Source organism: Candidatus Symbiopectobacterium sp. NZEC127 (genome assembly GCF_025962675.1).
Classification (GTDB): Bacteria; Pseudomonadota; Gammaproteobacteria; order Enterobacterales; family Enterobacteriaceae; genus Symbiopectobacterium.
In genome coordinates, this window is sequence record NZ_JAGFPG010000001.1 from 462,446 (window position 1) to 485,446 (window position 23,001).

Annotated in this window: 21 protein-coding genes and 1 tRNA gene; 19 read left to right on the top strand and 3 right to left on the bottom strand. The window is 54.8% G+C overall.

The features are described from left to right. Positions 1-180: 180 nt before the first annotated feature. From rlmKL to J5069_RS02120, 14 genes are all read left to right on the top strand, one after another. Positions 181-2,325, top strand: coding sequence for a bifunctional 23S rRNA (guanine(2069)-N(7))-methyltransferase RlmK/23S rRNA (guanine(2445)-N(2))-methyltransferase RlmL (gene rlmKL, locus J5069_RS02055; protein WP_264642282.1), 2,145 nt, complete (start codon positions 181-183; stop codon positions 2,323-2,325). A gap of 3 nt (positions 2,326-2,328) precedes the next feature. Continuing rightward, the gene (locus tag J5069_RS02060; protein ID WP_264642283.1) at positions 2,329-4,248 is read left to right on the top strand and encodes an ABC transporter ATP-binding protein; all 1,920 of its coding nucleotides are present in this window, start codon (positions 2,329-2,331) and stop codon (positions 4,246-4,248) included. A gap of 180 nt (positions 4,249-4,428) precedes the next feature. Continuing rightward, on the top strand, positions 4,429-5,667 hold the full coding sequence (gene pqiA, locus J5069_RS02065) for a membrane integrity-associated transporter subunit PqiA (protein WP_413542213.1): 1,239 nt from the start codon (positions 4,429-4,431) through the stop codon (positions 5,665-5,667). Beyond that, positions 5,654-7,303 (top strand): intermembrane transport protein PqiB, encoded by a 1,650-nt coding sequence (gene pqiB, locus J5069_RS02070; RefSeq protein ID WP_264643699.1) that lies wholly within the window; start codon positions 5,654-5,656, stop codon positions 7,301-7,303. The genes pqiA and pqiB overlap by 14 nt, the downstream gene beginning before the upstream one ends. Beyond that, positions 7,300-7,863, top strand: a complete 564-nt coding sequence (gene pqiC, locus J5069_RS02075; RefSeq protein ID WP_264642285.1) for a membrane integrity-associated transporter subunit PqiC — start codon at positions 7,300-7,302, stop codon at positions 7,861-7,863. The genes pqiB and pqiC overlap by 4 nt, the downstream gene beginning before the upstream one ends. 233 nt (positions 7,864-8,096) lie before the next feature. Then, a complete protein-coding gene (locus tag J5069_RS02080) occupies positions 8,097-8,999 on the top strand; it encodes a MurR/RpiR family transcriptional regulator (protein WP_264642286.1) in 903 nt (300 codons plus the stop codon). Between the two features lie 12 nt (positions 9,000-9,011). After that, positions 9,012-9,590, top strand: a complete 579-nt coding sequence (gene ddpX / locus J5069_RS02085; protein ID WP_264642287.1) for a D-alanyl-D-alanine dipeptidase — start codon at positions 9,012-9,014, stop codon at positions 9,588-9,590. A gap of 47 nt (positions 9,591-9,637) precedes the next feature. Further along, positions 9,638-11,191 carry an ABC transporter substrate-binding protein gene (locus J5069_RS02090; protein WP_413542194.1) on the top strand — a complete coding sequence of 518 codons (1,554 nt, stop codon included), beginning with the start codon at positions 9,638-9,640 and terminating at the stop codon, positions 11,189-11,191. Between the two features lie 97 nt (positions 11,192-11,288). After that, positions 11,289-12,308, top strand: coding sequence for an ABC transporter permease (locus J5069_RS02095; protein ID WP_264642288.1), 1,020 nt, complete (start codon positions 11,289-11,291; stop codon positions 12,306-12,308). Continuing rightward, entirely contained in the window at positions 12,308-13,204 is an 897-nt protein-coding gene (gene ddpC / locus J5069_RS02100; RefSeq protein ID WP_264642289.1) for a D,D-dipeptide ABC transporter permease, read from the top strand. The genes J5069_RS02095 and ddpC overlap by 1 nt, the downstream gene beginning before the upstream one ends. Then, complete coding sequence (locus J5069_RS02105; protein WP_264642290.1) at positions 13,204-14,190, top strand: ABC transporter ATP-binding protein; 987 nt, start codon at positions 13,204-13,206, stop codon at positions 14,188-14,190. The genes ddpC and J5069_RS02105 overlap by 1 nt, the downstream gene beginning before the upstream one ends. Continuing rightward, positions 14,183-15,139, top strand: a complete 957-nt coding sequence (locus J5069_RS02110; RefSeq protein WP_264642291.1) for an ABC transporter ATP-binding protein — start codon at positions 14,183-14,185, stop codon at positions 15,137-15,139. The genes J5069_RS02105 and J5069_RS02110 overlap by 8 nt, the downstream gene beginning before the upstream one ends. A 268-nt stretch (positions 15,140-15,407) precedes the next feature. After that, entirely contained in the window at positions 15,408-15,575 is a 168-nt protein-coding gene (gene rmf, locus J5069_RS02115) for a ribosome modulation factor (protein WP_195312963.1), read from the top strand. Positions 15,576-15,839: 264 nt separating this feature from the next. Next, positions 15,840-16,598, top strand: a complete 759-nt coding sequence (locus J5069_RS02120) for a hypothetical protein (protein ID WP_264642292.1) — start codon at positions 15,840-15,842, stop codon at positions 16,596-16,598. Positions 16,599-16,659: 61 nt separating this feature from the next. Here the strand turns inward: J5069_RS02120 and J5069_RS02125 are convergent. Further along, positions 16,660-16,749 (bottom strand) — tRNA-Ser (locus J5069_RS02125). A gap of 248 nt (positions 16,750-16,997) precedes the next feature. Here J5069_RS02125 and J5069_RS02130 point away from each other — a divergent pair. Together J5069_RS02130 and J5069_RS02135 are read left to right on the top strand one after the other, a co-directional pair. Next, positions 16,998-17,735: a phosphatase gene (locus J5069_RS02130; protein WP_264628402.1), complete on the top strand. Its 738-nt coding sequence runs from the start codon at positions 16,998-17,000 to the stop codon at positions 17,733-17,735. A 49-nt stretch (positions 17,736-17,784) separates the two neighbouring features. Beyond that, on the top strand, positions 17,785-18,366 hold the full coding sequence (locus J5069_RS02135; RefSeq protein ID WP_264642293.1) for a molecular chaperone: 582 nt from the start codon (positions 17,785-17,787) through the stop codon (positions 18,364-18,366). Positions 18,367-18,412: 46 nt separating this feature from the next. On the opposite strand, the gene J5069_RS02140 is transcribed toward J5069_RS02135, so the two are convergent. Both J5069_RS02140 and mdtH read right to left on the bottom strand, forming a co-directional pair. Continuing rightward, on the bottom strand, positions 18,413-18,979 hold the full coding sequence (locus J5069_RS02140; protein ID WP_264642295.1) for a lipoprotein: 567 nt from the start codon (positions 18,977-18,979) through the stop codon (positions 18,413-18,415). A 182-nt stretch (positions 18,980-19,161) separates the two neighbouring features. Next, positions 19,162-20,367, bottom strand: a complete 1,206-nt coding sequence (gene mdtH / locus J5069_RS02145) for a multidrug efflux MFS transporter MdtH (RefSeq protein WP_264642296.1) — start codon at positions 20,365-20,367, stop codon at positions 19,162-19,164. Positions 20,368-20,721: 354 nt separating this feature from the next. Between mdtH and rimJ the strand changes: the two genes are divergently transcribed. Genes rimJ through J5069_RS02160 form a run of 3 tightly spaced genes read left to right on the top strand, consistent with a single transcriptional unit; the run spans position 20,722 to position 22,948 of the window. Then, complete coding sequence (rimJ, locus tag J5069_RS02150; RefSeq protein WP_264642297.1) at positions 20,722-21,306, top strand: ribosomal protein S5-alanine N-acetyltransferase; 585 nt, start codon at positions 20,722-20,724, stop codon at positions 21,304-21,306. 11 nt (positions 21,307-21,317) lie between these two features. Next, positions 21,318-21,971, top strand: coding sequence for a YceH family protein (locus J5069_RS02155; RefSeq protein ID WP_264642298.1), 654 nt, complete (start codon positions 21,318-21,320; stop codon positions 21,969-21,971). Positions 21,972-22,012: 41 nt separating this feature from the next. Beyond that, positions 22,013-22,948, top strand: a complete 936-nt coding sequence (locus J5069_RS02160; RefSeq protein ID WP_264642299.1) for a Gfo/Idh/MocA family protein — start codon at positions 22,013-22,015, stop codon at positions 22,946-22,948. The last annotated feature ends 53 nt before the right edge of the window (positions 22,949-23,001 follow it).

Genomic DNA, 23,001 nt, shown 5'->3' on the forward strand with positions numbered 1-23,001 from the left:
GCGGCAACTTTATGACAAGTCGCTGGGATTAGCTATAATGCGCCTCAATTTTATGTTTTACACCCGTGATACTTCACATTGCAGGTGCGCTGGCTGTGTCGGTTTACCCGAACCACTCACCGCGTTCAAGCAACCCGAAGTCGTCTGGGTCTACCCTTTTACCTTGGTGGTCGTCGTATTATGAATTCTCTGTTTGCCAGCACGGCGCGTGGTCTGGAAGAACTGCTTAAAAGTGAACTTGAAGCGTTAGGTGCGCAGGAATGCAGCCTGGTTCAAGGCGGCGTGCATTTTCAGGGTGACGATCGCTTGATGTATCACAGCTTGCTGTGGAGTCGCCTGGCATCACGCATTTTATTGCCGCTCGGCCAATGCAAGGTTTACAGCGATCTCGATCTCTACCTCGGCGTTCAGGCCATTGACTGGACCTCGGTGTTCTCGGTTGACAGCGCTTTTGTGGTTCACTTTACCGGCACTAACGACGAAATCCGTAATTCCCAGTACGGTGCGCAGAAAGTGAAAGATGCCATTGTCGACAGCTTCGTGCGTAAAACCGGTCAGCGCCCCAACGTGGCTAAACAGCAACCGGATATTCGCATCAATGTGTTTTTGCAACGCGAGACGGCCAGCATTGCGCTGGATCTCAGCGGTGACGGCTTACACCAGCGCGGATATCGTGAAGGCACCGGCGCTGCGCCGCTGAAAGAAAATCTGGCGGCGGCGATTGTGCTGCGCTCGGGTTGGCAACTGGGTACGCCAATGATCGATCCGCTGTGCGGTTCCGGCACGCTGCTGATTGAGGCCGCCATGATGGCCACCGATCGCGCACCGGGCCTGCGCCGCGATCACTGGGGATTCAGCGCCTGGCTGAACCATAACGCCGATTTGTGGCGTGAGGTGGTGGCCGAGGCGCAGGTGCGGGCCAAGCAAGGCCTGCAAACCACTACCTCCCGCTTTTACGGTTCAGACAACGATAGCCGGGTGATTGAGCTGGCGCGCGCCAATGCGCGCCGTGCCGGTGTCGGTGAATTGATTACGCTCTCGGTACAGGACGCGGTGCAACTGCGTAATCCGCTGCCGCAAGGGCCGGCGGGCACGGTGCTCAGCAACCCGCCTTACGGTGAGCGTCTGGAGAGTGAACCGGCGCTGATTGCACTGCACAATATGCTGGGCCGCAAGCTGAAAAGTGAGTTCGGTGGCTGGACGCTGTCGCTGTTCAGCGCGTCACCGGAGCTATTAACCAGCCTGCCGTTGCGCGCTGAGCGCCAGTTTAAGGCCAAAAACGGGCCGCTGGATTGCGTACAGAAAAACTACCGTATCAGCGCTGCGCCTGACGCCTCGGCGGATGACGCCAGTGTGCCGCGGGTGAGCGCCGAGGTTGCGCCGGATTTTGCCAACCGACTGCGCAAAAACTGCCGTAAACTGGAAAAATGGGCTAAGCAGCAAGGGATAGAATGCTATCGCCTGTATGATGCCGATCTCCCTGAATACAATGTGGCTATCGATCGCTACGGCAGTTGGGTGGTGGTGCAGGAATACGCGCCGCCGAAAACCGTCGATCCGCAAAAAGCGCGTCAGCGCGTGTTCGATATCATCAACGCCACGTTGCACGTGTTGGAACTGCCTGCCAACCGTCTGGTGTTAAAAACCCGTGAACGGCAAAAGGGCAAGAGCCAGTATGAAAAACTGGCGCAGAAAGGCGATTTCCTGCTGATGCAGGAGTATAACGCCAAGCTGTGGGTGAATCTGACCGATTATCTGGATACCGGGCTGTTTCTCGATCACCGCATCGCGCGCAAGATGCTGGGCGAGATGAGTCAAGGAAAAGACTTCCTCAACCTGTTCGCTTATACCGGCACGGCCAGCGTCCACGCGGGGCTGGGCGGTGCGCGCAGTACTACCACGGTGGATATGTCACGCACCTATCTGGAGTGGGCGGAGAAAAACCTGAGCAGCAACGGCCTGGCAGGCCGTCAGCATCGCCTTATTCAGGCGGATTGCCTGTCATGGATGCAGGAAACGCGCGAGCAGTTCGATCTGATTTTTATCGATCCGCCTACGTTCTCAAACTCGAAACGCATGGCCGATGCCTTTGACGTGCAACGCGACCATCTGGCGTTGATGAAAGATTTGCAGCGTATGCTGCGTCGAGGCGGTACCATTCTGTTTTCCAACAACAAACGCGGTTTCCAGATGGATCAGGCGGGCATTGCAGCCCTTGGGCTTCGCGCCACGGAAATCAGCGAGAAAACCCTTTCATTAGATTTTGCCCGCAATCGCCAGATCCACAACTGCTGGTTGCTGCGACACGCGGGCGAGGAAAAGTAAGTCATGTCATTAATTAGCGTCTCGGATGCCTGGCTGTCGTTCAGCGATGCGCCTTTACTTGATAACACCGAACTGCACATTGAAGAAAATGAACGCGTCTGTCTGGTCGGGCGTAACGGTGCGGGGAAATCGACCCTGCTGAAAATCCTGGCGCGCGAAGTGCGGCTGGATGATGGGCGTATTGTTTATGAGCAGGATCTGATCGTCTCGCGCTTGCAGCAGGATCCGCCGCGTGACATCGCGGGCAGCGTATTTGATTTTGTGGCGGAAGGGGTGGCCGAGCAGGCGGATTACCTGAAACGCTACCATGAAGCCTTGCGTCTGGTCGAACAGGATCCCAGCGATAAGAACCTCAACCAGTTAGCGGTACTTCAGGAAACGTTGGAAACCCAAGGGTTGTGGCAATTAGAGAATCGTATCCACGACGTGTTGGCGCAATTGGGACTGACGGCGGATGCGCCCTTGTCCTCGCTCTCTGGTGGTTGGCTGCGCAAGGCGGCGCTGGGCCGCGCATTGGTCAGCGGGCCGAAAGTGTTGCTGCTGGATGAACCCACCAACCACCTGGATATCGAAACCATCGACTGGCTGGAAGGTTTCCTCAAAACCTTCCAGGGCAGCATCGTCTTCATCTCCCATGACCGTTCCTTTATCCGCAACATGGCGACACGCATTGTCGATCTCGATCGCGGTAAGCTGGTCTCCTGGCCCGGCAATTACGATAAGTATCTGCTGGGTAAAGAAGAAGCGTTGCGCGTAGAAGATCTGCAAAACGCCGAGTTCGATCGCAAACTGGCACAGGAAGAAGTGTGGATCCGTCAGGGCATCAAGGCGCGTCGTACCCGTAATGAAGGCCGGGTGCGTGCGCTGAAAGCGATGCGTCAGGAACGTTCACAACGCCGTGAAGTGATGGGCTCTGCCAAAATGCAGGTGGAAGAGGCGGCGCGCTCCGGCAAGATCGTATTTGAGCTGGAAAACGTCGATTATCACATCGGTGACAAAAATCTGGTGCAGGGATTCTCTGCACAGGTGCTGCGCAGCGACAAGATAGCGCTGGTGGGGCCAAACGGCTGCGGCAAAACCACGCTGCTGAAACTGCTGTTGGGCGATCTGCAAGCGTCGCACGGTCGCGTTCACTGCGGTACCAAGCTCGAAGTCGCCTATTTTGACCAGCACCGCGCCGAGCTCGATCCAGAGCGCACCGTGATGGATAACCTGGCCGAAGGCAAACAGGAAGTGATGGTGAATGGCCGTTCTCGCCATGTGCTGGGCTACCTGCAAGATTTCCTGTTTCATCCCAAACGGGCGATGACGCCGGTAAAAGCCCTGTCAGGCGGTGAGCGTAACCGCCTGCTGCTGGCGCGTTTGTTCCTCAAACCCAGCAACCTGCTGATCCTTGACGAACCGACCAACGATCTTGATGTGGAAACGCTGGAACTGCTGGAAGAGCTGATTGACAGTTATCAAGGCACCGTGTTGCTGGTGAGCCACGACCGTCAGTTTGTTGATAACTCGGTCACTGAGTGCTGGATTTTCGAAGGTGATGGGCGTATTAACCGCTATGTTGGCGGTTATTATGATGCACAGCAACAGCGCGCTGAAGCGGTGCCACTGCGTAAATCCATGGCGGCGGCGGTGGAAAAATCCGCAGAGAGTAAAGAGAGTGCCCAGAGCGCACCCAGCGCTAAACGTCAAACCGGGAAACTCAGTTATAACCAGCAGCGCGAACTGGAACAACTGCCCGAGAAACTCGAACAACTGGAGCAGTCCATTGCGGCGTTACAGGCGCAAATGAATGATGCCGATTTCTTTACCCGTCCGCGTGATGAAACGCAAAAGGTATTGGATGCTTTGGCAGACGCGGAGCAAGCGTTGGAAGTGTGTTTCGCACGTTGGGAAGCGTTGGAAACGCAGAAAAACGGCTAACGTTGGTATACTAGCAGAAGGCAAAGGCCTTCCAAGGACCACGGCGGAAATGCTACCGCGTTGTGGGAAACACCAGCCTTCGACAGGTTAACGGCGGCGGCGCTCCTGACTGGGGTGCCGCTCGGCGAAAGATAAAGGAGGCAGAGCGTGTGCAATCATAACGCGAGACATGACGACTACATGTTGTGCCCCCAGTGCGACATGCTGGTGGAGTTACCCATCCTGAAGCACGGGCAGAAGGCAGTGTGTCCGCGCTGTAAATCAACCCTGGCCAACCGCCAGAATCAGGCGCACCAGCGCTCCATTGGCTTTGCCTTCAGCGCCTTGCTGATGCTGACATTGGCGAACGCCTTCCCTTTTGTTTATATGCGCGTGGCGGGCATCACCAGTGAGATATCGCTGTTTGAGATCCCGCAGGTGATGGTGTCCGATAATTACGCCAGCGTCGCCTTCCTGTTTATGCTGTTTGTTCAGGTGATCCCGGCGCTCTCCATGGTGATGGTTATCCTGCTGTCGCTGCGCGGCGATATGCCATTACGGCTGAAACGGGTAATGGCCATCTGGCTATTCTGGCTGAAAAGCTGGGGAATGGCCGAAATCTTTCTTGCTGGCGTGCTGGTGAGCTTCGTGAAGCTGATGTCTTATGGTGACATTGGCGTCGGCACCGGTTTTGTTCCCTATGTCCTGTTTTGTCTGCTGCAACTGCTGGCCTACCAAAGTCTGGATCGGCGCAGCGTGTGGAATGACGTAGCGCCTGCTCCGCCGTTACCCTTTGTGCCGCAAACCGCACGATCGGGGTTGGCACAAGGGCTGCGTTCCTGCACCTGTTGTACGGCAATATTGCCCGCCGATCAGTGGGAATGCCCGCGTTGCCATCGTCACGGCCACGCACGGCGTAAAAACAGCCTGCAATGGACGCTGGCGCTGCTGTTGACCTCGGTGTTGCTCTATATTCCCTCGAACCTGTTGCCGATCATGATCACTGAGGCGTTAGGGAGTAGTGAAACGTCCACCATTATGTCGGGGGTCATTCTGCTATGGGGCATGGGATCTTATCCGGTAGCGCTGGTTATCTTCATTGCCAGCATTATGGTGCCGTCGCTGAAAATGCTGGCGCTGGCATGGTTATGTTGGAGTGCGGCGGGCAACGGGCGTCAGGATAACGAGCGGCTGCACGTGGTGTATGAGATGGTGGAGTTTGTCGGTCGCTGGTCGATGATCGACGTATTTGTTATTGCGGTGCTGTCTGCCATGGTGCGCATCGGCCAGTTAATGAGTGTTTATCCGGCAATCGGTGCGGTGCTATTCGCGCTGGTGGTCATTTTGACCATGTTTGCCGCCATGACGTTTGATCCCCGTTTGCTGTGGGATCGCCAGCGTGATAATGACCAAGAGGGATCAGCCATTGGCGAAAAATAACTATTCTGTCGCGAACGTGGAAGCGATTAAACGCTGGTCGCCCGTGTGGATTGTACCCATTGTGACGGTGCTGATCGGTGCCTGGATTTTATTCTACCATTTCAGTCACCTGGGGCCACAGATCACGCTAACGACGCAGAGCGCCGAAGGGATTGTCGCCGGTAAAACCACCATCAAAAGTCGCAGTGTGGACGTGGGTGTGGTGGAGAGCGTGGTGCTGAGTGAAGACCTGCGCCAGGTGGAGATTGTGGCTCGCTTGCATTCTGGTATGGGTAAGCTGCTGCGTCATGATTCTGTGTTCTGGGTGGTAAAACCGCAGATTGGCCGCGAAGGGGTCTCCGGGTTAGGCACGCTGTTGTCCGGTGCGTTCATTGAACTTCAGCCGGGTGTCAGCGGTGAAGCGCGCAGTGAATTTGCGTTGTTGGACTCACCGCCGCTGGCACCGCCGCACGCCAAAGGGATCCGTGTTCTGCTCGACAGCGAGCGTTCGGGCCAGTTGAATGCCGGCGATCCGGTACTGTTTCGCGGTTACCGCGTTGGTTCGGTTGAAACCAGCGAGTTCGATACCAAGGCGCGACAAATGCGCTATCAACTGTTTATCACCGCGCCATACGACAGTCTGGTGACCAGCAATGTCCGTTTTTGGAAAGACAGCGGCGTTACGCTGGATATGTCGGCGCAGGGGATGCGGGTGGAAATGGGATCGCTGACCACCTTGTTCAGCGGTGGCGTGAGCTTTGACGTGCCTGCCGGGTGGGAACTGGGTGAGCGCGTGCAAGATCGTGCGCACTATCAGCTGTTTGATAATGAGCGCAGTATTCAGGATTCGCTCTACACGGAATACAAAGAATATGTGATGTTCTTTGATGAATCGATCCGCGGGTTGCAGGTAGGCGCGCCGGTGGAGTTCCGTGGCATTCGCCTGGGAACCGTTGCTCAAGCGCCGCTGGTGACGACCAACTTTAAGCAGGACATGGATATGGATTACCGCATTCCGGTGCTGATCCGCGTTGAACCTGCTCGTTTTGAAAAGATCATCGGCAAGCAGTTTGATTACCAGAAACAGCTCGCCGACGCACAGACCATGGGGCTGCGTGCCTCATTGAAAACGGCTAACCTGTTGACCGGTGCTTTGTTTATCGATCTCGACTTTTACCCGAAAGCACGCGGTAACAGCACGGGGCCGCTGCGGGTGGTTGATGGGTATCCGGTGTTGCCGACCATGGGCGGCGGTTTGTCGCAAATCCAGCAAAAACTGATGGCGGTGTTGGATAAGATCAACGATCTGCCGTTAACGCCCATGGTGAGCGAAGCCACCAAGACGCTGGCAGAGGGCCAGTCAACGCTGCGTGAGTTGAAAAAGACGCTCGCTTCGTTAAACCAGATAACCTCCAGCAAAGCGATGCAATCGCTGCCGCAGGATATGCAACAAACGCTGCAAGAGCTGAACCGCAGTATGCAAGGCTTGCAGCCAGGCTCACCGGCCTATAACCGCCTGGTGGCAAATATGCAGCGTCTGGATCAGGTATTAAGAGAGTTGCAGCCGGTGTTGCGCACGCTGAATGACAAAAGCAATGCACTGATCTTCCAGGCGCCTGAGAGCGAAGATCCCCAACCGAAGAGGGCGAAACCATGAGTAAAGGATGGCTGGTGGCAGTGGCGTTGCTGTTGAGTGCATGCAGCAGTACAACGCCAAAAACCTATTACCAACTGCCGCAGCCGTCTGTGGCGGCAGCGGGAAAAACCGATCTGACCGCGGCCCGCACGCTGTGGCTCTCCCACGTTGCGCTGGCGGATTATCTCAGCACCTCGGGGCTGGTTTACCAGACCAATGATGTACGTTATGTCATTGCCAGCAATAATCTGTGGGCCAGCCCGCTGGAACAACAGTTGCAACAGACGCTGCAAAGCAGCCTGAATGCCGGGCTGCCGGGTTGGACGGTAAGTTCGCAACCGTTGGGGGCCTCCCCCTCGGAGCTGGCTGTTACCGTGAAAGCCTTCCACGGCCGGTTCGACGGAAAAGCGGTGGTGCAAGGGGAGTGGACCTTGCAGCGCGGCGATCGGCTGCTGCGTCAGCCGTTCAATCTGGTGCTGCCGGTTAAAGACGATGGCTATGACGCGTTGGTGACAACGCTGGCACAGGGTTGGCAGCAGGTCGCGCAATCCATTGCCGCGCAGATTCAACGCAGCGAGTAGTTTGCAGCGATAGGAAATTCTTATCTAACGCTATGTAATGTAACGGTTTATTGGTTTTTTCGGCACTGTTTTCATGCATTTGCCTGCACGCAGTGCGCCATGATGGCGCACTGCACCTTTCTCAAAACCCTCAAAAATTCATCATCTCTATAAATATCAATTGGTTATTTTTTGGCACGGATACTGCAATGTTAATCGCATAACATTATGACCGCGAATGACAGGGCACTAACATGCAGCAAGATGACGCCTCTTCCGCTAACCCTGACGCCAATGTGCGCATTGATCTTATCGCACGTATCGAAGCGTCGTTTAGTCAGCAAACCCCCAGCGGTAAGCGTATTGCCGGTTGGTTGCTGAATAATCTGGCACAGATACCGTTTGAATCAGCGGATAGCATCGCCGGCTATACCGGCACGACGGGGATCACCGTGGGGCGTTATCTGCGCAAACTGGGCTACCGCAATCTGGAAGATGTCAAAGCAAGCCTGCGTGCCGATGCGCTGGCCCCATACCGCCCCTGGGGCGTTACCGACCGGTTGGATGCCTGGCAGCAGCAGCGCACCCTCTCGGATCGTCTCAGCGCCTCTCTGCGTCTGGAGGTCGATGCCATTCAGGACGTCTATCGTCTGGCGCAAACGGAGGCTTTCGCGCGCATCAGTCAGCAACTGGCCGAAGCAGAGGCGGTGTTTATTCTCGGTATCCAATCTACGCGCGGCATCGCCAACGCGTTTTTTAGCCATCTGGAGTATTTGCGCCCGCGCGTGAGCTATGTCGATGGGCTGTCTGGCACCTGGGTGGAGTCGCTCAATTCAGAATACCAACGCCCTTATGTGGTGGTGACCGACACGCGCGCCTACTCCACCGTGGCCCGGCAGTATTGCCGCGCCGCCAGCGATCGGCAGATCCCGTTGGCGCTGATCACCGATCTCTGGTGCCCCTGGGCGCGTGATTACCCGATGGATTTGCTGCAAGTCAAAACCGATACCGGCCATTTCTGGGATTCGCTGGCTCCGATTACCTGCCTGTTTAATCTGCTGCTCTCCGCAGTGGTGGAGCAGTTGGGCGACAACCTGTCGGCGAGACTGGCGCTCAACCGCGCTTTGCAAACGGAATTCGGCCAATTTGAACCGTAAACAGGACAACACATGACGGATGTTATCGACCTGGTGGATCTGGCGCAGACGCTACCCCAACTGATTATCGATATGAAATATGCCACGGCGGATAACCTGACCGGTCATCCCATTTATGCTGAAGCGCTTTGCCTGTTGCACCCGGACGCGGCGCGTGGACTGGCTCGCAGCGTGGCCGTTGCCGAACAGAGCGGCTATCGGCTGCAACTCTACGATGCCTATCGTCCCCATGCGGCGCAAGTACGCCTGTGGGATGCCTGTCCCGATCCGCGCTTTGTCGCCTCGCTGGCGGTTGGCTCGCACCACAGTCGCGGCGTGGCGGTGGATGTCACGCTGTTGGATCGACAGGGCAAGGCGCTGGATATGGGCACCGGCTTCGATGAAATGAATGAAAAGTCCTATGCGTGGTGTGCGGCGTTGCCCGTCGCCGTGCAACGTAACCGACTGCAACTCTATGCCGTAATGGCGGCGGGCGGCTTCGTCGGGATTGAAACGGAATGGTGGCATTTTGAACTGCCGGATGCCGATCGTTACCCGCTGTTGCCCGACCGGTTTGGTTGCACCTTGCCCAACTGTAGGACGGCTGTTTGATTGTTGCGCGCTGCGCGAACCCTTTGACTATCACCAGGAGCTGAATCATGAAGACGCACCACACTGCATTGTTACGACCTCTGCTGTTAGCTACCGCAATGGCTGCCGTATTGCCTGCCTGGGCTGCGGTGCCGAAAGATATGCTGGTGATCGGCAAAGCCGCCGATCCACAAACGTTGGACCCTGCGGTCACCATCGATAATAACGACTGGACCATTACCTATCCCTGTTATCAGCGGCTGGTGCAGTACAAAACGGAAAACGGCAAAGGCGCTACCGATGTGACCGGGGATTTGGCCCTGAGCTGGGAAGCATCTCCAGACCAAAAAACCTGGACCTTCACGCTCGATCCCAAGGCAAAATTTGCCGATGGCAGCGCGGTCAGCGCCGAGGCGGTAAAAATCTCCTTTGAACGCCTGCTGAAAATGGGCCAAGGTCCTGCTGAAGCCTACCCCAGTGATTTAAAGGTTGAAGCGGTCGATGCCCATACCGTGCGCTTTACCCTGAGTGCGCCCTTTGCGCCGTTCCTGTATACGCTGGCCAATGACGGTGCCTCTATCATTAACCCGGCGGTATTGCGTGAACACAGCGGCGATGAAGGCAAGGGCTGGTTAGCGGAAAATACCGCCGGTTCCGGGCCTTATCAGGTACAGCGTTGGCAGAAAGGCCAGCAGGTGGTGCTGGTGCCTAATCCCCATTACAGCGGCAATGCGCCCGCGTTTAAACGTGTTTCGGTCAAAATCATCGGTGAGAGTGCCACGCGCCGCCTGCAACTGGAGCGCGGCGATATTGATATTGCTGAGTCGTTACCGGTCGATCAGCTTGCCACGCTGAAAGCAAAAAACAGCGTGTCGGTACAGGAACACCCCTCGCTGCGCGTGACCTATCTCTATCTTAACAATGGCAAAGGGCCGTTGAGTCAGGTTGATCTGCGTCGCGCGGTCTCCTGGGCCACGGACTATCAGGGCATGGTGAAGGGCATTTTGGGCGGTAACGGCAAGCAGATGCGCGGCCCGATCCCGGAAGGCATGTGGGGCTATGACAAAGAGGCCATGCAGTACAGCCTGGACAACGACAAAGCACAGGCGGCAATGAGCAAGGTAGCGCAAAAGCCGCAGCAATTAACCTTCCTCTATTCGGATAACGATCCCTCCTGGGAGCCGATTGCCATCTCGACCCAGGCCACGCTGAAATCGTTGGGGGTCAATGTCAGTCTGGAAAAACTGGCAAACGCCACGATGCGCGAACGGGTCGGTAAAGGGGACTTTGATATTGCCATCGGGAACTGGAGCCCGGATTTCGCCGATCCCTACATGTTTATGAATTACTGGTTTGAATCCAACAAGAAAGGGTTACCGGGCAATCGTTCCTACTATGAAAACCCGGCGGTCGATGGGTTGCTGAAAAAGGCAATGGCGACCACCGATCAGGCCGTGCGCACTGAGGATTACCAGCAGGCGCAGCGCATCGTGATTGATGAAGCCGCCTATGTTTATCTGTTCCAGAAAAACTATCAGGTGGCGATGAACGGTGCGGTGAAAGGCTTTGTGTTTAACCCAATGCTGGAACAGGTGTTCAACATAGGCACGATGTCGAAATAAGTTCACTAGCAACAGGCGGCGAGGCCGTGAGATCGCCGCACGATAATCAGCCCGATGCGCTAAACCGGTTTGGTGCCGCATCGCGTGGAGTAACACTATGACGTTCTGGAGTATTTTGCGGCAACGCTGCTGGGGATTGGTGCTGGTGGTGATGGGTGTTTGCGTTATCACCTTCATCATTTCGCACCTGATCCCCGGCGATCCTGCGCGTTTGTTGGCAGGCGATCGCGCCAGTGATGACATCGTACGCCATATTCGCCAGCAACTCGGGTTGGACCAGCCGCTTTATGTGCAGTTCTGGCGCTATGTTACCGCCCTGTTTTCTGGTGATTTAGGCACCTCGATTCGTACGGGCCGTCCGGTGCTGGACGATATTCGGACCTTTTTCCCGGCCACGCTCGAACTGGCATTTTGCTCTCTGCTGCTGGCGCTGGCAGCCGGTATTCCCCTTGGCGTGCTCTCGGCGGTCTATCGCGATCGCTGGTTGGATCATGGCGTGCGGTTACTGGCGATCGGTGGGATATCCACGCCCGCTTTTTGGCTTGGTTTGGGGGTTATCGTGCTGTTTTACGGGCATCTTGATCTGCTGCCCGGCGGTGGCCGGTTGGAGGACTGGCTGGAGCCGCCTGCGCATGTCACTGGATTCTACCTGATTGACAGCCTGTTGGCGGGTGACCATGAGGCCTTTTGGAACGCCTTGCAGCACCTGATATTGCCGTCGCTCACGCTCTCGTTTGTTCATCTCGGTATTGTGGCGCGTCAGATTCGATCCGCCATGCTCGAGCAGTTGAGTGAGGATTACATCCGCACCGCGCGCGCCAGTGGGTTAACCCCGTGGCGCATTGTGGTATGCCACGCGCTGCCCAATGCGCTGATCCCGTCAGTGACCGTGTTGGGACTGGCGCTCGGCGATCTGCTGTATGGCGCGGTGTTAACGGAAACGGTGTTCTCCTGGCCGGGCATGGGGGCTTACGTGGTGGCGTCGATTCAGGCGCTGGATTTCCCGGCGGTGATGGGCTTTGCCGTGGTGGTGTCCATGGCCTATGTCGGGGTTAACCTGGTGGTGGATCTGCTCTATCTGTGGCTGGATCCGCGCATTGGACGAGGAGAGGCGTGATGAATGTAACGCAACAACACACCGCGCCACTGCGCGTACCGTCTCCGCGCATCGCCTATTGGCAAAAGCAGTGGTGGCTGGTCAAGCGTAGCCCGTTAACGCTGCTGGGAGGCGCGATTATCGCAGTGATTGTGCTGATGATGGCGTTTGCCCCCTGGCTGGTGCCCTACGATCCTAATGCTATCGATTTTTCTGCCCGCTTGCAGCCACCGTCGGCAACCCATTGGTTTGGCACCGATGAAGTAGGGCGCGACCTGTTCAGCCGGGTGGTGATGGGAAGCCAGCAATCTGTCGCTGCCGGGCTGGCCGTGGTGGCGATCGCCGCTGTTATCGGCTCGCTGCTTGGGTGTTTTTCAGGGGTGTTAGGCGGTTTTGGCGATGCGCTGATCATGCGGATTATGGACATCATGCTGTCGATCCCCTCATTGGTACTCACCATGGCGCTGGCGGCGGCCTTGGGGCCCAGCTTGTTCAACGCCATGCTGGCGATTGCCATTGTGCGCATTCCGTTTTACGTCCGGCTGGCGCGCGGACAAACGCTGGTGGTGCGCCAGTTTGCCTATGTACAAGCCGCGAAAACCTTCGGTGCCAACCGCTGGCATCTGATTACCTGGCATATTCTGCGTAACGCGCTGCCGCCGCTGGTGGTGCAGGCATCGCTGGATATCGGTGCCGCGATTTTGATGGCTGCCACGCTCGGTTTTATCGGATTAGGTGCACAGCAACCGACGGCGGAGTGGGGCGCAATGGTCGCCAATGGCCGCAGTTACGTGCTCGATCAGTGGTGGTACTGCGCGTTTCCCGGTATGGCGATTTTGATCACGGCGGTCGGATTTAATCTGTTCGGTGACGGCGTGCGCGACCTGCTGGACCCGAAAACCTCAGGAGGACACTGATGGACGATACCCTGTTGACGATTGATAATCTGGCGCTCAGTTTTCCTGTCTATCGCGGTGAGGTCCACGCGCTTAATCAGGTCTCGTTGAGCGTAAAGCGCGGTGAAATTGTTGGCGTGGTCGGGGAATCCGGATCCGGCAAGTCGGTAACCTCGATGCTGGTAATGCGACTGCTGAGACCGGGCAGCTATAACATCAACAGCGGCAGCATCACCCTGTTGGGGCAGGATATGCTCAATGCGTCGGAGCGCACCCTACGCCAGATGCGCGGTGCCAAGGTTGCCATGATCTTTCAGGAACCGATGACGGCACTGAACCCAACGCGCCGCGTCGGGGATTTGATGCGAGAAGTGATCCAACAGCATCAACCGTTGAACAAGCGCGATGCCCATGCCCATGCGCGGGTATTGCTCTCAGACATGCAGATCTCCGATGCTGAGCAAGTGATGAAGCGCTACCCGTTTGAACTCTCCGGTGGCATGCGACAGCGTGTAATGATCGCGCTGGCTTTTTCCTGCAATCCTGAATTGATCATTGCCGATGAGCCCACCACCGCACTGGATGTCACGGTGCAGCGTCAGGTGTTGCGCCTGTTAAAACAAAAAGCGCAGGAGCGCGGTACGGCAGTGTTGTTTATCAGTCACGACATGGCGGTAGTGTCACAACTGTGCGATCGCCTGTATGTCATGTATGCCGGTACCGTTATCGAGAGCGGAGCTACACAGGCGGTTATCCAGCGTCCCGCCCACCCCTATTCTCAAGGGTTGTTACGCTGTGCGCCGGATGATGCGGTACCACGTGCCGTGCTTCCTGCCATCCCCGGCACCGTGCCTAACTTATCGCAGTTGCCAGAAGGCTGTGCTTTTCGACCACGCTGCACGGCGGCGACGGAACGCTGCTATCGACGCCCTGAACTGCACACGCTGGCGGCATCTTCCCAGCAGGTGGCCTGCTGGAATCCTCAGAGAGAGGTGGAAAATGAATGACGCATTATTGACGCTGCGTGATGTGCATGTGCGCTTCCCGGCAAAGCGTAACTGGCGTGGCAACGTGGTCGAGCAGGTGCATGCGCTTAACGGCCTCGATCTGACGGTTAACGATGGCGAAACCCTGGGGGTAGTCGGAGAGTCCGGCTGCGGAAAAAGCACCTTGTCACAGGTATTGATGGGGATGTTGGCACCTTCGCAGGGCGAGTGCGTACGAGCGCGAGCGCCGGGATCCTGGCTGGCAAACGGGATGCAAATGGTGTTTCAGGACCCTCTGTCATCGCTCGACCCGCGACTGCCCGTGTGGCGCACCATCACCGAGCCGGTGTGGTTACAGGGGCACGGCAGTGAAACGGAACGCAGAGAGCTGGCGTGCGAATTGGCGACGTTGGTTGGTATTCGCCATGAGTATCTTGATCGTTTGCCCCATGCGTTTTCCGGCGGTCAGCGCCAGCGTATCGCCATTGCGCGCGCGCTTTCTGCACAGCCCGATATCATTTTATTGGACGAACCCACCTCAGCGTTGGATATCTCTGTTCAGGCACAAATTCTGAATTTGCTGGTGATGCTTCAGCGACAGCGTAAGCTTACCTACGTGCTGATATCTCACAATATTTCTGTTATCCGCCACATGAGCGATCGCGTAGCCGTCATGTATTTAGGGCAAATTGTTGAGTTAGGCACGGCGCACAACGTCCTGAACCATCCGCGCCATCCCTATACCCGTTTGCTGTTGGATTCGGTGCCTCGCCTTGACAGGCCGCTGTTGCAACACGCTGGAGAAACGATGAAAACGGGCGAATTACCCAGTAATCGACGGTTGCCGCAGGGCTGTTTTTTTCGAGAGCGTTGCCCGTATGCGAGCGTTGATTGTGGGCAGCCACAATCATTGACGCCACTGAATGAAACCGATGGTGTGCGCTGTTGGCGTGCCGTCGCTGGCTCGTAAGAATATTCCTATTTTTTGGCGCGTGTGAAGAGAGCGTCGCTCACTTTTTTCCCTGTGTGGGGGAGGCAGCAGCGGAAAAGCTACCCGAAGATCAACCATTCTGCACACAGGAGAAAACGTTCGCTGCGAAGCTTATCGTATAAATGTGACAGGATAGTGAATTTTTAGCCTTGACCTTCGTGCCCAGAATCGCTATTGATACCTTGTGGGTGCTCGAAAAGCAGTCACTGTTTTCTTTCCACCAGATGAACAATGAGGGAAATGAGGCATGAAGAGACAGAAACGAGATCGTTTGGAACGGGCGCAGTCGCGCGGCTATCAAGCAGGACTTTCCGGTAAATCGAAGGAACTATGTCCTTATCAATCCATTAATGCCCGGTCTGAATGGTTGGGAGGCTGGCGGCAAGCCATGGAGGATAGGGCGGTTACCGCGTAGTCTCCTTTTGTACCGGTGCCTATTGCGCCGGTCTCATTGATTTATCCTAAAATGACCTCCGCACACCTGCGGAGGTTTTTGTTTTAATGTGCGATCGTTTTATCTCCCCCATTATTATCAAACGAGCCCTTAATGATATATAGAATGATGATGAGTTAATTAAATGGGATGTAATAGAACGCAATAAATAGCCTTCGGATTGAAAACTAGAAGGGCATAATGGCGTGATGCTGATATTTTTTTATTTTTATAAAAGGGTATTCTATGAAACCACTCTCGTCACATCATGCTTGCTCACCAATAATTTATCCTGTTTCGGAAACTGGAAACAACAGTAATGCCAATACGCTTCCCTTGATGGTGAGCGCTTTAAATAAAATAAATAATTCATCACTGAATCTTTATGGTGGTTCAGTGGTGGAAAGGTCAGGCTTTTTTGCACCGTCAACATCGACGATAAAGGCTAGCGCACAGGCGGCAACAACATGTTGTCACGCCATTTATGGCCGCGCCATCAGCTATGGTGATGCCGCGTGTTACAGCCCATCGTTCAATAACCGTACCGTTTCACGCACCCACCTGCCGCCGGATATACAACCTGTTTCGCGAAGAGAGGTAATAAGTCAAAGCTCGCTAACAGCAGAGGCTGTATCGCGTATCCAAGAATCAACAAGACCGCATGAAATGAGAAAAAAACAGGGACTAAGAACACAATATTTTGTGAGGAATTTATCCACAACAATAGTAATGCTTAGCCGCGCGGGCATTGATATCCCAGACGGAATGTCCCCACATACGATTTATTGTAAATACACGCGTGAGAAACGACAGGCAGAGCTATTAGGCTATCACTTCAATAAGGCTGATTTTCAACATCGCATCAACATTCAGGCGACACGGAGGCTCCCTGAATTGATAAACCAATATCATTCAAGCAATGTGATGGCATTAAATATATTTTCAGCATTGCATTCGCGCTCTGCACAAAAAGCTATTTTACAATTTATCAGTCAGAGCAAATGAGCGTAGGGTTATTGCAAAAACAAAACGCCCCTGATTTCTCAGGGGCGTTTTGTTTACTGTTTGGCGGTGAGAGAGGGGTTCGAACCCTCGATACGCTTTCACGTATACACACTTTCCAGGCGTGCTCCTTCAGCCACTCAGACACCTCACCGGATTGTTCGCTGCCGATATGCTGCGGCGACGGGCGCTAATGTAGGTAAATTGCTGGGCAGCGTCAACGGGTTTATGCAACAAAATGCGCGTTTAGCCAAACTTAGTGCAATTTGCTGATTTGCTGACCAATTTTGGTTCGTATCGCGCGCGATAGTGATGTTAAATTTTGGTTATAGCTGCGGCGCAGGCTGCCAGTGCCGATGATAAATGGTATGCTGAAGATGAAATACCTAGCCAGGAGAGACCATGTATCCCGTCGATTTACATATGCATACTGTCGCCAGTACCCACGCCTATAGCACCCTGCATGACTATATTGCAGAGGCCAAGCTGAAAAATATCCGCCTGTTTGCTATTACCGATCATGGTCCTGATATGGCAGATGCGCCGCACTATTGGCACTTTATGAATATGCGTGTCTGGCCACGGTTGGTCGATGGCGTTGGCATCCTGCGTGGTATTGAATCCAATATCAAAAACCGTCAGGGCGATATCGACTGTACCGGGATCATGCTGGAGCAAATGGACGTGGTCATTGCCGGCTTTCATGAACCGGTGTTTCCACCGCAGGATCGTGTTACTCATACCGAGGCGCTGATTGCCACCATGGCGAGTGGCAACGTACATATCATCAGCCATCCGGGCAACCCCAGATATCCGATTGATATTGCCGCCGTGGCACAAGCCGCAGCGCACTATGACGTTGCATTAGAGCTGAATAATTCCTCATTTATGCATTCACGCAAAGGCAGTGGACCCAACTGTCGCGCCATTGCTGAGGCGGTACGCGACGCGGGCGGAAGGCTGGCGCTTGGCTCTGATTCCCATATTGCATTCACATTGGGCGATTTTACCCACTGCGAACGCATTTTGCAGGAAATCGATTTTCCGCAAGAGCGCATACTGAACGTCAGTCCTCGTCGCGTTTTAGATTTTCTGGAACAACGTGGTCGTCCAGCTATCGTTGAACTGGCGGCTTTGTAATCATTAAGTGACGTTGTCACTTAATCACCATAATAACAACAGGTATGACATGAACGAATTCTCATTGGTATGCCGGCTGCTCGGTACGCTGTTTAATCGGGCTCCTGACGACGCCGTGGTTACCCCCTTGTTGACGATGATTGAACAGGGCAAACTCAAGCCGCATTGGCCGCTTAATCAGGATGCTTTGCTGGAGCGCATGCAGCAGAGCGTTGATATCAGTGCATTAACGGCTGATTATCACGCGCTGTTTGTTGAACAGGGCGGTGCGGTTTCCCCTTGGCGCTCTGCCTATGTCGAAGATGACGCGCAAGACGCTGTGCGCGTTTTTCTACAACAGCGTGGTATGCCGCTCAAAGAAGGCGCTGTCGACCACTTTGGTGCATTGCTGTTGGCCGCTTCATGGCTTGAAGATCAGGCACAGGCAGATGAAAGTGCCGCACAGTTGGCCTTGTTTGACGAGTTTCTGCTGCCGTGGAGCGATCGCTTTCTTGGCAAAGTCGAGAGCCACGCCACCACGGCGTTTTATCGCACGCTGGCGCTATTAACACGCGAAGCGCTGGAAGCGTTACGAGAAGATTTGGTGGAAGAAGAGGACGATGAGGACGCGCAGGATAGTCAAGAAGCGTGAATCTGGTTATCAGTATCAGGGCGGAGGAACCCGCCCTGATAACGGCTTAATCGGTCAACTGAATAGCGATTTGTCCCGGTTTTACCTCGATGCCTTTCGCCAGCTTTTTGGCTAACGCTTCCGTTTTGCTGTGTTCATCGCTGAGCACATAGGCTGGTTTCTGATCAAAATAGTTCTTCAATGCCTGATTCAAATAGGGCGTCAGCGTGTTGAATACGGTATCCATTTTCTCTGGCGTCACCTGATAATCCACCAACTCCATCTCTTTGAGGTAAACGGCGCTGTTGGTTTTATCAAACACTGGCTGTGCTTTTAGCGTAAGCACCGCATCCGCTGACTGGGCACCCAGCAGCGAACTGATGTCCACTTTGGCATGACCCGACAGTGTGACCTTGCCCGGTTCGGCACGTCCGATCTGGCTGCTGAGATCGCTCAACACGATGGTGGCATCGACTACGCCCGGAATACCGATCTGTTTTTTGAAATCATTGTGCTTTTGCAGATAACCGTTTACATCTTGCTCGCTAAGCGAATATTGCGTGAGTCGATCGCAGCCACTCACAAGTAACGTCAGCGCCACTGCGGCAATGGCGGCTATCCCTGATTTTTTCATTGATGTTCCTCTGCACGTGCTGTGTTTCAAGGTATGGCGGTTTAAAGATAGCAAGGGTGTCCTGAGCGTAGCAGAAAATCTGCGGGCTAACGGACGAGGGTATACACTGCCGCATTAGCCCCAGCAAAACTATCAGATAGCGCCGAAAGCACTAAAATTGGCAGTTAGCGCCAGCATTACCCTTAATGTTCGCCAAGCATGGCCGATGCTATTTTACGCAGATTGAACTGCCAATACAGGGTAGCTAGCGTAACTAAACCGATGATGCCTAACATAAACCACGGCAGTTCCGGCATATGCAGCCGATGCCCGGTATCAAACAACCACCCGCCGCCGCTGTAGCCTAACGCGCCGCCCAGTGCCAGCCCCAGACGACTGAAACCCATGTAACTGCCGCGCGCACGCGCATCGGCCAGTGACGCGCTCAATGTTTCACGCGCCGGTTCAGCAATAATCGATCCCATGTAAAACAGACTGATAAGCATCAGCAGCGTCGGCAGTGTGGTGGTCATGCCGATGGGAAACAGGCTCAGCGTCATGATAAACAACCCTGCCATCAGACGTTGTTCCAGACGAAAGCGCTTTTCGCTCCAGCGCGCAATCGGATAGAGCAAACTGAGCGACAGCATGGCTTCAATCGCATACATCCATTTCACCGCTGAGGGCGTGCCCGCAATCTCATTGACCATGATCGGCAGCATTAACAGAACCTGCACGCCGAGCATGTAGTAACCGGTCAGCGTCAGTACATAAATCAGGAAGCGCCGATCGCGAATGACGCGCAGCAGACCTTCTGAAATCGGCGTACGCACGGTCGAGATACGATAGGCGGGTAACAGCCAGGCGTTCAATGCCGCCGCCAGCACGAACAGGACAGCACCGCCCCAGCACACGACGGTAAAGTCATATTGCAGCAGCCAACTGCCAATCAGCGCACCGATAACCGCCCCGGCACTGTCTTGCATCATCAGCAATGAGTAGAAGCGCCCACGTTCCTGCGGACGAACCAGTTTTACCACCAGTGCGGTGCGCGGAGGATCGAACAGCGTGCCGCCCAGGCCAGAGAGCGCACAGGAGAGCCAGAGCAGCCAGGGTTCGGTGGCGATAGCCATAAACATAAAACCCGCGGCGCGCAACAACATGCCAGTGATGATCATCGGTTTAGCGCCAAACCGGTCGGCAATGGCACCGCCAAAAACACCTAATCCCTGTTGAATAAACTGACGTAATCCGAGTGCGATACCCACCAGCAAGGCTGCCCAACCCAGATCGTCAACAAAGCGTATGGAAATAAGCGGGAAGACTACAAAAAAACCCAGAACCACCAGCATATTGTCTAATAGAAGGAAATATTTGCCGAGACTCCGAGCTTGTGACATCAGAGGCATGTTTCACCACAAGAGAAAAAAAAGAAAGAGTTACAACACGTCTATTTTGTACCCTAATCGGATGGCGGGATAGTCTTTACAGGACAATATTTTTTTATCGTACCGAACGTCTGTGAGTGCAGTTTGAATGGCTTTTTTTTAGCCAAAGTGCGGCGATATTGCAGTAATTGCGTAATAAGTCACCGCAGGAGGTTTTACGCCAGAGAATTGATGCGGTTATAGTAGCGAGTATCGGTGTTTTTCGTGGTTAGGCGTGTGGTTCCCTGTTTGGGGGCTGGTTTTTCCAGTTAAACCTGTACTACAAATTATCGCGATAAATTTTTCTTATCGAACAACGCAAAAAACGAGGCAGAGATGTTTGGCTATCGTTCAACCCCGGCACGGGTATATATGACAACGGACAGGCTGGTCGTGCGTTTAGCCCACGAACGTGATGCCTGGCGTCTGGCGGAATACTATGCGGAGAACCGTGATTTTTTAAAACCCTGGGAGCCGGTGCGTGATGCCAGCCATTGTTATCCTTCGGGCTGGCAAGCGCGGCTTAGTGTGATCAATGACATGCATAAGCAAGGATCGGCTTATTACTTCCTGCTGCTCGATCCGAATGAAAACGAGGTGCGTGGGGTTGCCAATTTCAGTAACGTACTGCGTGGCTCCTTCCACGCCTGCTATCTGGGCTATTCGCTCGGTGAGAAATGGCAGGGGCAGGGCATGATGTATGAAGCCTTGCAGCCTGCGCTGCGCTATATGCAGCGCCAACAGCACATGCACCGTATTATGGCTAACTACATGCCGCACAACCAGCGTAGCGGTAATCTGTTGACGCGGCTGGGTTTTGAACGTGAAGGCTATGCTAAAAAATACTTGTTAATCGACGGCACCTGGCAGGATCACGTTCTGACTGCCTTGACGAATGAACATTGGACGCCGCAGCGATAGGAGCCCAGAGAATGAAATATCAGTTTGATGCTAAAGCGTTGCGCGTGGTGGGCTGTTTGCTGGAAAAACAGATCACCACGCCAGAACAGTACCCCATGTCGCTAAACGGTGTGGCAACGGCATGTAATCAGAAAACCAACCGCGAGCCGGTGTTGGATCTCAGTGAAAGCGAGGTGCAACAAACGCTCGATCTGCTGGTTAAAAAACACGTTGTCAGAACCCTGAGTGGTTTTGGTAATCGCGTGATGAAGTATGAGCACCGATTTTGCAACTCTGAGTTCGGTAATCTGAAGTTTTCCTCGGCGGAAGTGGCGTTGGTCGCGACGCTGCTGCTGCGCGGGGCGCAAACGCCGGGTGAATTGCGCACGCGTGCGGCGCGCTTGCATGAATTTGCGGATGTCGATGAAGTCGAACAGACGCTGACACTGCTGCAAACCCGGGAGGATGGCCCCTTTGTGGTGCGTTTGGCGCGTGAGCCGGGTAAGCGGGAGCACCGCTTCATGCACCTGTTTGGCGATGATGAACCCGTCGCGACCGCCGCTGACAGCGCTGAAGAGCGCCTAGAAACTGACTCGACGGATCTCGCGCAGCGCGTGCGTGTGCTGGAGCAAGACGTGGCCGAATTGAAACAGCAATTGGCGCACTTGCTGTCGCAACAATCCTGAGTAATGCCCGAGAGAATGGTTCCCTTAGTGAAGGTGACACAATGAATACAGCGAAAACGGACGCACAGCCGATCCGTATCGGCATGGTTGGGCTCGGTTCGATTGCGCAAAAGGCCTATCTGCCGGTGCTGAGCCAGGAAACACGCTGGAGATTTGCCGGCGTCTTTTCCCCGGATCAGCAAAAAATGCGCACGCTGTGCCAGCAATATCGCCTGTCAGGTTATTCGTCACTGGAAGCGTTGGCGAATGCGTGCGACGCCGTGATGGTACACAGCAGCACCGCCAGCCACTACGAGGTAATCAGCGCGTTATTGCGCCTTGGCGTGCACGTGTATGTCGACAAGCCGTTGGCGGAAACGCTGCCGCAGGCCGAGGCGTTGTTAGCGTTAGCCGAGCGTCAGGGAAAAACCGTGATGGTCGGATTTAACCGCCGTTTCGCCCCCGGTTATCAATCGCTGAAATCAACGTTACCGCATCCGGATTCTGTGCGGGTGGAGAAACACCGCGCGGATAACGTGGGTCCGCAACCGGCACGTTTCACCCTGTTGGATGATTACCTGCACGTGGTTGATACGGCTCTGTGGCTGGCGGGCAAGGGCGCGGTGTTACAAGGCGGCGTCATTCGCAATAATACGGCAGGGCAGCTTGTTTTTGCTGAACATCTGTTTGCTTCAGCAACCTGTCAGATTGTCACCAGCATGCATCGGTGCGCGGGCAGCCAGCGTGAGTCGGTGCAGATGATCGGGCAGGGGGCTATTCACCATGTCGATAATCTTAGCGATTGCTGGCAGGAGAGCGGTGGGATTGTCACGCGACACCCCGCACCGTCCTGGCAAAGTATTTTGGAACAGCGCGGTTTTGTGGGGGCGATTCACCATTTTGTTGACTCACTGGAGCAAGGTGTTCAACCACAGACGTCAGGCGAGCAGGCGATTCTGGCGCAGCGAGTGGTTGAGTCGCTGCTCACATCATGCTGAATCCTGCGATGGCTTAGCATCAAGGGTGGCTATTCCGCCCCTGATGCGTAGAC